We start from the raw sequence: 12,187 nt of genomic DNA on the forward strand, positions 1-12,187 counted from the left end.
GGAGGCTCCGCACCATGAACACCGCCACTCGACTCTCGATCGCCCTCTTCGCGCTCCTCGCGACTCCAACCCTGTCGCAAGCCGAGGAAGCCCCGAACCCGGCCGCCGCCCCCCCCGCGTCGGCCGACCTGCTCCGCTCGTATCCGTTCGACCGGATCACGCTCCTCGACGGCACGGTGGTCGGCGTCGAGCCCGTCAGCCCGCGCCCGCTGCCGGTGATCGATCAGGCCAAGCTCCAGGCCGAACGCGATCGCAAGCGGTCGACCAAGGGAGTCCTTCCCCCCGACGGCAACATCGGCCTCCCCGGCGAGCCGAGCAAGTTCAAGCCGGCCGAGGCCAAGAGCGAGATCGAGAAGGAGGCCGACCGCGAGATCACCGTCCACCTGCTTCAGGACCGGCCGGGCGCCCGCGGCGACATGCGCGACTTCAAGGTCAAGCGCGCCCACATCAAGAAGGTTGAATACTTCGAAGATATGTTGCTGGCCGAGGGCGAGCGGCTGGTGCAGGCGCGCGGGTTCACCAAAGCGTTCGAGCACTACCTCCGCGTCCAGTCGCGCAACCCCGCGTGGCCGGGGCTGGTCGACCACGTCAACGACTTGCTCTTCGCCGAGGGCCGCCAGGCGCTGCACGACGGCGAGGGCGAGCGCGGCTTGCGCCTGCTCCGCGAACTGCTGGCGCGAAAGCGCGACTACCCGGGGCTGCTCGACCAGATTTCGTCCGCCTACGCCGTCCGGATCGTCCGCGCGTTCGACCTGGGCCTCTACCCCAAGGCGAGGCGCATCCTCCACGAGCTGGAGACGATCGCGGCCGAGCACCAGCAGGTGAAAGACCTCCGGACCAAGTTTGCGACCGCCGCGAGCGAGCGGGCGAAAGCCGGCGGATCGGTCTCCGGGCCCGAACGACTCGACGGCCTGACCGAAGCCCTGCGGATCTGGCCGACCGCCGACGGGCTCGAATCCGAGTACGTCCGCGAGTTCCAGGCTGTGCCGACGCTCGACGTGGCGGTCGACGACGTCCCGTCGCCGCTGGGCCCCTGGATTCGGAGCCCGGCCGACGCGCGGGTCGCCCGGCTGTTGTTCCTGCCGCTGCTCGCCTCCGACGGCGACGAGGCGAAGCGAGGCAAGCTCGCCGGCCAGCTCGCCGCCGGCCTGGAATCGACCGACCTCGGCCGTCGCCTGATCGTCCGGATCAAGCCCGACATCCCCTGGTCGGACGGCTCGCGGTCGACGTCGGCCGTGGACGTCGCCCGCGCGCTCATCGACCGCTGCGATCCTCAGAACCCGGCCAAGTACCAGGCGCGGTGGGCCGAGCTGCTCGACCGCGTCGACCCCAGCGGCGAGGGGCAGCTTGAACTCCGGCTCAAGCGACCGCTGCTCAAGCCCGCGTTCTGGCTCGATGCGCCAATCGGCTCGGCCCACGCCGGTTTCGACGGCCGCGTGGTCGTCTCGGCTCGGGAGCGCGTCCTGGTGAGCAACGGCCCGTTCAACTGCGCGGTCTCGACGCCCCGGTTGATCGAGCTGCGAGCCCGGTCCGAATCGAGCGCCGGCGGCGGCGCGGCGAAGCTTAAACGCATTCGCGAATTCCGTTACGATCGCCCCGCGGCGGCGCTGGCCGCCTTCTTGCGAGGCGACGTCACCGTGCTGGCGCACGCGCCCGCCGACCAGGTCGCGACCCTCGCGGCGACGCCGGACGTGAAGGTCGGCCGCTACGCCCAGCCCGCGGTCCACGTCCTCGCGCTCGACGGCCGCAACCCGGCGATCCGCAACCGAATGCTCCGGCGCGGGCTGTCGTACGCGATCGACCGCAAGGCGCTGCTCGAAGAAACGGTGCTCAGACACCCGGCTTCGAACGCCGACGCCCCCTCCGACGGCGTCTTCCCCAAGGGGGGCTACGCCGACGCGCCGGGGGTCAAGCCGCTGACTCACGACACCGTGCTGGCGGCGGCCCTGGTGACCCTGGCCCGGGGCGAGCTGGGCAAGGCGCCGATCAAACTCAAGCTCGAATACCCGGCGATCGCCGAGGTCCGCGCGGTCGTCCCTCGCCTGGTCGAGGCGTTCCGGCTGGCGCGCGTCCAGATCGAGGCCGTCGAGCTTCCCGAATCGCAGCTCGAATCGGAGCTGCGCGCCGGGCGGCGGTTCGACCTGGCCTACCGCGTGCTGCGATGCGACGAGCCGGTGCTCGACGCCGGCCAGATGATCTGCCCCGGCTACGACGCGCCTCCCGCCGTCAACGCGCTCGCGTCGGCCGCCAGCCCGCGCATCCTTCAGCTCTTGCTCCAGCTCGAACAGGCCGCCGAGTGGCCGACCGCCAAGGGGCTCGCGCTCCAGATCGACCGCGAGCTGCGCGACGAGCTGCCGGTGCTTCCGCTCTGGCAGACGACCGCCCACTACGCCTGGCGGAACCGGCTGAAAGGCCCCGCCGAGGAAACCGGCTCGCTCTATCAAGGCATCGAAACCTGGGAGGTCGCCCCGTGGATCGCCAAAGATCCCTGGAACGCGAAATGACCGCAAGGTTGCTCGCGGTTCTGCTGCTGCTCGCCGGTCCGTCGTTCGCCCGAGCCGACGCGCCGGCGAACGTTCCGGCGAAGCCCGCGACCACGCCGGCCGACAAGGTGAACGCCGAGCCGATCGACCGCCAGCCGTACCGGATCGAGCTGCACCTCGTCGCCGACCCGTCCGCCCGGATCGATGAATCTTCGCGTGAGAACCTGGTCGATCGATGGCGCGATCTGGTCCATCGGTTCATCGGCGCGTCGTGGTCGATCTCCGTCGCCCCCCGTCCCAGCCCGCTGGTCGGCGACGGCCTGGCGCGACTCAAGGCCGATGCGATCACGGGCTTCGATCCGGCGCTCGACAAGATCTGGCTGGTCTGGGTCGATTCCGACCCCGAGGACGGCGGCCTCGTCTTCTCGGGACGCGAATACGACGTCGCGACCCGCTGGCTGGGTCCGCTCCAGCAACAGAAAGCCCCGTCGCGACGCGACCTGCCCCGGTCGCTGTTCGCGATCTCCCGGAACCTGTTCAGCCCCTCGGCCCTGATCACCGGCCAGGAAGGGGGCCGGGCGCTGCTCAAGGTCCGAGGCTCGGCCCTCGCGCCGGCCAGCGACCTGGGCGCGGTCGTCGTCAAGGGGACGACGTTCATCCCGCTGCGACTGGTCAGCATGAAGGACGATTCCGTGCGGATCAGCCGGATCGCCTACACCTACCTCGTGGCCGAATCGATCGAGGGTTCGTCGGCTCGTTGCGCGATCGTGAGCGCGTTCCGCGACCCGCTCACGCAGCGGATCTCGCGTCCGAACACGCTCGCGGCGCTCGGCGTCAAGGCGGGCGACTCCCCCTTGCACCTGCGGTTCGTCACCAAGACCGACAAGACCCCCGCCGCCGGCTACACGCTGACCGAGCGCGCGGTGCCCGACGGCGTCGCCCGCGAGGTCGGCATGACCGACCGGTCGGGCCGCATCCTCGTCGAACCGGGGACCACCCGGGCCCTCGTCAAGCTCCGCCTGCTGGCCGGCGGTTCGGAGCCTCTGGCCGAGTTTCCGATCATGCCCGGCGAAAGCTCCGAGGAGCGCGAAGTCGCCGTCGACCCCCTGCCCCTCGCCGCGAAGTACCAGGTCCGGCTCGACGCCCTGCGAGACGAGGTCGTCGACCAGGTCGCCCTCCGCGGCCGACTCGAACGGATGATGCAGTCGCGCGTCGACGGCGACGAGTGGGACGGCCTCGACGCCCTGCTCAAGGAATACGCCGCCCTCCCCGCCCCCGCGACCTTCACCGAAAACCTCACGAAGATGAAGGACGAGGCGACCAAACAAGCCTACGAAACCTCCAAATCCACGGTCCTCACCAAGAACCTCCAGGCGCAGTTCAGCGACCTCCAGGCGCTCATCGACGGCTACCTCAGCAACGAGGCCTACGGCGCTTACTCGGAAGTCCTCCAGAAGAAGAAGAAAGACGTCGCCGACGCAGCCAAACTCACCGCCAAGAAGAAAGCCGCCCGCCCCGCGCCGGCGGAGGCCCCAACGGTCGCGGAGACGCCTCCCGCTCCCGCCCCCAAAGCCGCGCCGCCCGCACCCGCCCCCAAATCCGTACCCAAAGCCCCCCCAAAAAACGATTCGGGTGTGCCGTTTTAGCGCTTGGCGCTCGCGGATGGAGCTTGGTAAATTGCGAATGGCTCCGGTCGTCACCCTCTGGGTCCTCTAGACCGCTATGCGGATCTACTTGAGGATGCTTCGGCATACCTCGTTAAAGTACGGCCGGAGCCGCTTTCCCGTCGCTCGTCGCCGTGTCCATCGAATTCGGAACATCAGTTCTCCCCGGCCCCCGATCCGCTCGATCCCGGTACGGCTCGAAATCGTTGCGCAATCCCCGGCGCGGTCCTCGGTTTTACGTGACTTGTATTGGTGACTCAGTGTCCTGAGCTGGAAGTTTACGGACTTCTGAGGCAGAACACTCGACTCGTGGTCCCTGTCGTTTTCACGCAACAGCGAATCACCTGGTCGATGCCGAACGGGGGCATGCTCGTGTCATCCACCAACGTCGAAGCCTGCTCAAGCGTTGAATATGCGGGTTCGACCGGGACGTTCTCGCGGTTCGAGGACCTCCGGATCGTCGCGGCCATGGAGGAGTATGTTTCCCTTGTCGATGGCGGCCAGCCGCCCGCTCGGAGTGAGTTCCTCGCCCGCCACGCGTCGATCGCCGAGCCGCTGGGCGCGTGCCTCGCCGGAATGGATCTCGTCGACGAGGCTGCCTGGATGTTCCAATCGACCTCGAATTGCGCCTCGGCGGTGGAGGCACCTCCCACGTTCGTGCTGGGCGACTTCCGGATCATCCGGGAGATCGGCCGGGGCGGCATGGGCGTGGTCTACGAGGCCGAGCAACGGTCCCTCGGGCGCCGGGTGGCGCTGAAGGTTCTGCCGTCGGCCGCGTCGATGGACCCTCGCCAGCGGCAGCGGTTCCAGATCGAGGCGCAGGCCGCGGCCCTCCTCCACCACGAGCACATCGTCCCGGTGTTCGGCATCGGGACCGATCGGGGCGCCCACTTCTACGCGATGCAGCTCATCGAGGGCAAGCCCCTGACGCGCATCATTCGCGAGCTTGCGGCCAAGCCTTCGGTCGACTCGGAAGGCGATGGTTCGGGACTTGCCGGCGAACGGGCGCGCCGGACGAGGCCGCCGGGGCAATCATCGTCGGGCCGCGCCCATGGGCGGGAGACGGCCCGGCTTGGACTTCAGGCGGCCGAAGCGCTCGAGCACGCCCACATGATGGGGGTCATTCATCGCGATATCAAGCCGTCGAACCTCCTGATCGACGGCCGAGGGAGTCTCTGGATCGCCGATTTCGGCCTGGCTCGACTCCCTCAGGAAGACCTCGACCTGACGCGGACGGGCGACCTCGTCGGCACGCTCCGCTACATGAGCCCCGAGCAGATCCGCGCCGAGCGCGGCGGGGTGAACGCGGCGACCGACATCTACTCGCTGGGCGTGACCCTCTACGAGCTGTTGACGCTCCGTCCCGCCTTCGACGCCGCCGACCGCGAGGAGCTGGTCAAGCGAATCCTCGACGACGAGCCGGCGCCGCTCCGACGGATCAATCCCGCGATCCCCAAAGACCTGGAGACGATCGTCCTCAAGGCCGTGGAGAAGGTGCCCTCGGCCCGGTACGCCTCGGCCGGCTCGCTGGCCGACGATCTCCGGCGGTTCCTCAACGATGAGCCGATCCGGGCGCGTCGGCCGGGCCTCGTCGATCGCGCGATCAAGTGGTCGCGGCGCCACCGACCGGCCGTCGTGGCCGGGCTCGCGGCCCTTATCTTGACTCTGACGGTCAGCACGACAGTCCTCTGGGCGGCCAAGCGGCGCACCGACGCCACGCTCGACAGCAACAGGAAGGCGCTCGTCGAGGAACGCCTCGCGATCGAGTATTCCCTCGGCGCGCTCGATCAGATCACGCGCCCCCTGGCCGCGTCGATCGGTTCCGACCCCACGAGTGAAGCGGACGCGAAGCGGGTGCTGCTGTGGGCGCTCTCGTTCTACGACCGCGTACCGAAACTGGTCGCCAACGCCGAGATGCTGAAGGAGGTGTACCCCAAGGCCTATCGCCAGGCGGGCTTCTGCCGGATGGCTCTGGGCCGGGCGCAAGGCCGCGACGACTACCGAGAGGCGATCCGCCACTACGAACAACTCGCGGCCTCGCATCCCGAGCAAATCTGGCTCCGCACCGGCCTGATCGAGACCTTGTACGAGTACTCGCGATTCTTGAAGGCCCCCGCCGATGGACCGGAGGCCGAAGCCACGTTCCGCCGGGCCCTCGCGGTCGCCGAGGCGATGATCGCCGACACGGCCGTCGCGCAGCCTTGCTTCACGACGGCCCTGGTCGGCCCCCTCAACGACCTGGCGTGGGCCCTGGTTCTCACCCCCGACGTCAACACCTCCGACGCGGAGGCGGCCGCCCGCCTGATCAGACATGCGACCGAATGGGAGCCCAGGATCGCCGGATTCTGGAACACCCTTGGAGTGGCCCAGTACCGTCTCGGACACGACGCGTCCGCCGCCGCGGCCTTCCAGAAATCCATGGATCTGAACAATGGCGGCGACCCCGCTGACTGGCTCTTCCTGGCGGCTCTCGATCATCGCACCGGGAGCAAGGAACAGGCCCGCCTGTGGTTCGATCAGAGCATCGCCTGGATGGACCGGAATCGGGGAAAAGACATGGTTCGCGACGCCGAACTCGCGCGATTTCGTGACGAGATCGCCGGGGTCACGGGGTTGAAGTAATCGCGTGCAAAACCGAATAGCCGAGGGCAGCGCTGTAGAACTTTAGACGCACCGGTGCCAAATTCCCTTCTCCCTTTACGGGAGAAGGTGCCTCGCAGGGCAATAGTGTTCGGCGCGAGATTTGAGGCGGCGTTGGAAGCGAACCGATTATTAGCCGGCCTCCGTGAGGCCGGTCCCATACCGACGTGGAGTGCGGCGGCTTGCCGCCGCGCTTGGCGCGCGGCCCATGCGGGAGCAGGCTCCCGCACTCCAAATCGGAGGCCGAACCGCTCCCACGTCGCGCGTGCCGGGGCCACAACCCTGGCCATAAAACTACGCGGACCATCTCACGCCACCCGATCGGCATCGCACGTCCGTGAGCAATCATCGCGGCGAACACTATTGCCCCAACGGGGCAGATGACGGGTGTTCGATCGCCGAGGCGCTCGAGAAACCCCCGATCATGACCCCCTCATCCGACCCTCGGCTGACTTGTCTCGCAAGGAGGGAAGGCATGCTCGCGGCAGTCTGTTTTGATGACTTTCCGCAACACGGTGCTTGAGGTGACGTCGTCTACGGATGGTCACGCCCCGCGCCCGTCGGCTTCGGCTCCCGCACGGACGAGGGCTTCGGCTTCCGACTCGTCGGAGTCGGCTGGGTCGAACCCGATCTGACCCTTTCGGGCACCGGCTTTGGTGAAGAGCTTGGCGATCAGGGTTCCGCCGCGGAAGAGTCGGAGCAGCGAGGGGATCGGCAGGTTGTCGATGTGGCTGTACCACTCGGTGACCATCCGGGTGAAGTCGAGCATCTTTTCGAGCTGCTCGCGCGTGTATTGCTCCGACTCGTCCCCCGCCTTGGCTTCGCGGACGCAGTTTTCGAGCAGCAGGATGGTCGGGTCCATCTCGCGCCGCTTGCGCTCGGCCATGATGACGCGGAACGTCTCCATCACATCCTTGAGCGCCTCGAAACGGTCGCGGCGGTCGCCGATGATGTGGACGCGACGCACCACGCCCCAGGTGATCAGCTCGCGAAGGCTCGTCGAAACGTTCGAACGGCTGACGTCGAGGAGCTTGCTGATCTCCTCGGCGTCCAGCGGCGAGGGCGAGACGAACAGCAAGGCGTGAACCTGGGCCATCGTCCGGTTGATGCCCCAGGCCTGCCCCATCTCTCCCCAGTGAAGCACGAATTTCTGCGCGGCCGGTGTGAGCGTCACGGTTGATACCGCCCTGTCTGGTAAAACAGTTTCTACAGAAATCATACTCCCTGTGAAACGGTCGAACAAGCAGGCGAAACCTCCCCCGAGCGCGGCTTCCGTTTATTCCGGCTTGGCTTTCGCGGCTGGTTCCCGGCCTTGCGAGCCGGCTCGCTCCTCGAAGTCGAGCGACGCCGAGTTCAGACAATAGCGCAGGCCGGTGGGCTCGGGACCGTCTTCGAAGACGTGTCCGAGGTGGGCCTTGCAGTTGCGGCAGACGACTTCGTTCCGGCTCATGAAGAGGCTGGAATCGGTCTCGGTCTCGATCTTCTTTTCGGCGATCGGCTGCCAGAAGCTGGGCCAGCCGGTGCCGGACTCGTACTTGGTCGACGAGTCGAACAGCGGCTCGCCGCAGCAGACGCACTTGTAAACGCCTTCGTGCTTGTTGTTCCAGTATTTGCCGGTGAAGGCGCGCTCGGTCCCCTTCTCGCGCGTGACGTGGTATTGCTCGGGCGTGAGCTTGCCGCGCCAAGGGTCGGCCTTTTCGCTCGCGTCGTTGTTCGCCATGATCGTCGACCTCCCGTCGGTTGAAGGTTGCTGCGTCAGGTCGGCCGTCCAGAAGGCCGCCGCGCCGGCCAGAACGACCGTCGCCCCGACCAGAAGTTTGAAGCCCTTCGGCAAGTTCCCTGTCATCATCGGTCCTGCTCCGTGCCTGCCGCCGAGGAACTCGGCTCGGTTCCATCCATTGTATTCACGATCCGGGCCGCAATCGCGGCGATCATCCGAAATCGACCGCGCGAACGCCTCGAGCTTCACGCGCGACGGTGGAACATCCAGCGGTAGAAACCCAGAAACTTGTCGACCGTCCCGCCGCGCGAATACGGGAATAACTGGGGCCGGAAGCCCCCCGCGCTTCGTTCGAACAGAACCTGCGGCGCGACGAATTCGCGGAGCCCCAGCTCGCCGTGCGTCCGCCCGTAACCGCTCGACTTGAAGCCGCCGAACGGGGCCGAGGCCGAGGCCGTCGGCGCAACCGCCTCGTTGACGCAGACCATGCCAGCCTCGATCCGCCGGGCGATCGCGCGCGCAGCGCGCCTGTCGCGGCCCCAGACGCTTGCCGCGAGAGCCATGTTGCTGGAATTGGCCGCCGCGATCGCGGCCTCGGCGTCGTCGACGCCCCGGATCAGCACGACCGGCCCGAACGCCCCTTCGAGCGCTCGTTCCGGCTCGGGCGACCGGGCCGAGAGGAGCGTCGGCGCGTAGAACGAGCCCGGCCGGTCGAGCGGTTCGCCGCCGGCGAGGACCTCGGCGCCCGCCTCGACGGTCGCGCGGATCGTCCGGTCGAACCGGTCGCGGGCCGGATCGTTGATCATCGGCCCGACGTCGACGCCCGGCTCGGCCGGATCGCCGACCCTCAGCTTGCGGATCTCGGCCGCGAACGCCTCGGCCCAGGGGCGGGCGTCGCCGACTACGATGATCCGCTTCACCGCTACGCAGGTCTGGCCGCATCCCACGAACGCCGACCAGACGATCGCGCGCACGGTGCTCTCGACGGGCGCGTCCGGCAGGATGATCGCCGGATCGAAGCCGGAAAGCTCGACGACCGCCGGAATCCCCCGGCCGGCGAGGGTCGAGAGCACCCGCCGTCCGGTCTCAACGCCGCCAGTGAATATCGCCTTGTCGATGTTCGACTCAAGGAGCGCCTGACCCACTTCGCCCCGGCCGTAAACGGCCGCGACCAGCCCCGGCGGCGTTCCCGCTTCCTCCAGGCTTTGCTGGAGCTTTTCGCCGCAAGCGATCGCCAGCTCCGACGGCTTCCAGACCACCGCGTTGCCCCCCGCGAGCGCCTGGGCGATCGGGGCCGCGTTGAGGAAGAGCGGGTAATTCCAGGTGCCGACGATCCCGACGACGCCGTAAGGGGTCCATCGCAGCCGGCCCGTCGGCGTCAGCAGCCAGCGCTGCCACGACGGCCCGATTCGCTCGTCGGCGAGCAGCTTGCCGGACCGCTTGACGGTCCATCGGAGCGCGTCGAGGGTGGGGATCAGGTCGCCGGCCATCGCCTCGGTCGCAGGCTTGCCGATCTCGTCGCGGATCAGGTCCGACCACGCGCGGGCGTCGCGGCCGAGAATCCGCCACCAGTCGGCCAGCACCATCCGGCGCTCGTTCCAGGGCCGCGCGGCCCATCCGGCCTGCGCGTCGCCGGCGCGACCGACGATCGCGGCGACCGCGTCGGGCGACGTCGCCGCGGCCCGGCCGACCTCGGCGCCGGAAGCCGGGTTTCGGGTTGCCAGAACGTCGTCGATCGTCACGGACATGACTTCCTCTCCCCTCGCGAAATCCCCCGAGGTCCTGGGGCGGCGCCGGTCCCGCCGGGCCTCGGATACGTCGACAAGCATAGCAGAATGATCGGCGGTGCGGAGACGCGGAAGTGATGTTCCGCCGACGCCACGCGTACGAACTTTTCGATGCCGAGGAGCGTATCCGTCGATGAGAAATCGATCATTCTTGGTGGACAACCGGGTCGCTCTTGTTATGATCAAGAATTGTTAAATGGCGGCGACTGGCTTCCCTCCCGAAGCGTTCGGCCGGTTTTCACCTTGGCCGTGGCGGTTTCATGGAGTCTGGAAGGGTTCGGCGCCGCTTGATCTTTCCGGCCCACCCACCCACCTGAGTCGTGGCTCGTATGGAACCTCTCCATCAACCGAGATTCGGCGGAAGCCGATAGAGGCTCGCGGACCTTGCGCCGGCCCCGTCGCCGCGCGCCTCGGTTGATTTTTGGATAGTCCGTTCCGGGTGTGACTCGCAAAATTGGAGCAAGCCCATGACCGAACCTCAGTCGAACGCCTCGCGTCGAGACTTCCTCAAAACCAGTGGCATGATCGCGTCGGCCACGGCCATCGGCGGGGCGGCCGCCCCGCTGGTCCACGCCGGCGAATCGAACACCATCCAGGTGGCGCTCGTGGGCTGCGGCGGACGCGGCACCGGCGCGGCCGAGAACGCGCTGTCGGTCAAGAACGGCCCGATCAAGCTGGTCGCCATGGCCGACGTCTTCGACTACAAGCTCAAGGACAGCTACGACCAGCTTGAGAAAACCTTCAAGGAGAGCAAGCAGGTCGAGGTCCCGGCCGAGCGTAAGTTCATCAGCTTCGACGGCTACAAGAAGGCCATGGACTGCCTCAAGCCGGGCGACGTGGTGATCCTCGCCACCCCGCCGGCCTTCCGCTGGCTCCACTTCCAGTACGCCATCGAAAAGGGCCTGAACGTCTTCATGGAGAAGCCGGTCACCGTCGACGGCCCCACCTCCCGCCGGATGCTTGAACTGGCCGAGAAGTCGATCGCCAAGAACCTCAAAGTCGGCGTCGGCCTGATGTGTCGCCACTGTCGCGCCCGTCATGAGCTGTACGACCGGATCAAGGGGGGCGAGATCGGCGACATCATCGCCCTGCGAGCCTATCGCCAGACCGGCCCCGTCGGCTCGGCCAACGTCCCCCCCAAGCCCAACGACATCAGCGAGCTGCTCTACCAGATCAAGATGTTCCACGGATTCCTGTGGGCCAGCGGCGGCGCCTACAGCGACTTCCTGATCCACAACATCGATGAATGCTGCTGGATGAAGGACGCCTGGCCGGTCTCGGCCACCGCCTCCGGCGCCCGCACCTACCGCGGCGACTTCATCGATCAGAACTTCGACACCTACTCGGTCGAGTACACCTTCGCGGACGGCAGCAAGTTCTTCCTCGAAGGCCGCAACCTCGACGGCTGCAAGTCCGAGTTCGCCAGCTACGCCCACGGCTCGAAGGGCTCGGCCGTGATCTCGACCGCCGCCCACTCGCCGGCCAAGTGCCGGATCTACAAGGGCCAGAAGCTCAACTCCAAGAAGGACCTCGTCTGGTCGGCCGCCCAGCCCGAGGCCAATCCCTACCAGCTCGAATGGGACGACCTCATCGATGCGATCCGCAAGGATCACTCGTACAACGAGGTCAAGCGGGGCGTCGAAGCCAGCCTCGTCACCTCGATGGGCCGCATGGCCGCCCACACCGGCCAGCTCGTCACCTTCGACGACATGCTCAACTGCACCCACGAGTTCGCCCCCGACCTTGAGAAGCTCACCATGACCGGTGCCGCGCCGCTCCAGACGCTTCCCAACGGCAAGTACCCGATCCCGCAGCCCGGCATCGTCCGTGACCGCGAGTTCGGCTGAGCCGAACCGGTTCGAGCTTCTCACTGGCAACATCGCACGTCCCGTC

Annotated in this window: 7 protein-coding genes; 4 read left to right on the forward strand and 3 right to left on the reverse strand. The window is 67.5% G+C overall.

The features are described from left to right. Positions 1 to 14: 14 nt before the first annotated feature. The 3 genes from BSF38_RS10590 to BSF38_RS10600 all read left to right on the forward strand — a co-directional run bounded on the left by BSF38_RS10590 (position 15) and on the right by BSF38_RS10600 (position 6,769). Entirely contained in the window at positions 15 to 2,504 is a 2,490-nt protein-coding gene (locus tag BSF38_RS10590; protein WP_076345425.1) for an ABC transporter substrate-binding protein, read from the forward strand. Next, positions 2,501 to 4,129, forward strand: coding sequence for a hypothetical protein (locus BSF38_RS10595; protein WP_076345427.1), 1,629 nt, complete (start codon positions 2,501 to 2,503; stop codon positions 4,127 to 4,129). Before BSF38_RS10590 ends, BSF38_RS10595 begins: the two co-directional genes overlap by 4 nt. Before the next feature lie 384 nt (positions 4,130 to 4,513). Then, a complete protein-coding gene (locus tag BSF38_RS10600) occupies positions 4,514 to 6,769 on the forward strand; it encodes a protein kinase domain-containing protein (RefSeq protein ID WP_076345429.1) in 2,256 nt (751 codons plus the stop codon). 562 nt (positions 6,770 to 7,331) lie between these two features. Here BSF38_RS10600 and BSF38_RS10605 read toward each other — a convergent pair. From BSF38_RS10605 to BSF38_RS10615, 3 genes are all read right to left on the reverse strand, one after another. Beyond that, entirely contained in the window at positions 7,332 to 7,961 is a 630-nt protein-coding gene (locus tag BSF38_RS10605) for a GbsR/MarR family transcriptional regulator (protein WP_237170836.1), read from the reverse strand. Positions 7,962 to 8,063: 102 nt separating this feature from the next. Next, entirely contained in the window at positions 8,064 to 8,507 is a 444-nt protein-coding gene (msrB, locus tag BSF38_RS10610) for a peptide-methionine (R)-S-oxide reductase MsrB (RefSeq protein WP_076350746.1), read from the reverse strand. A gap of 245 nt (positions 8,508 to 8,752) precedes the next feature. Then, a complete protein-coding gene (locus tag BSF38_RS10615; RefSeq protein WP_076345431.1) occupies positions 8,753 to 10,255 on the reverse strand; it encodes an aldehyde dehydrogenase family protein in 1,503 nt (500 codons plus the stop codon). 506 nt (positions 10,256 to 10,761) lie between these two features. On the opposite strand from BSF38_RS10615, the gene BSF38_RS10620 reads away from it, so the two are divergent. Beyond that, positions 10,762 to 12,141 carry a Gfo/Idh/MocA family oxidoreductase gene (locus tag BSF38_RS10620; RefSeq protein ID WP_076345432.1) on the forward strand — a complete coding sequence of 460 codons (1,380 nt, stop codon included), beginning with the start codon at positions 10,762 to 10,764 and terminating at the stop codon, positions 12,139 to 12,141. Positions 12,142 to 12,187: the final 46 nt, after the last annotated feature.

The sequence above is a fragment of the Paludisphaera borealis genome (assembly GCF_001956985.1).
GTDB classification, from domain to species: Bacteria; Planctomycetota; Planctomycetia; order Isosphaerales; family Isosphaeraceae; genus Paludisphaera; species Paludisphaera borealis.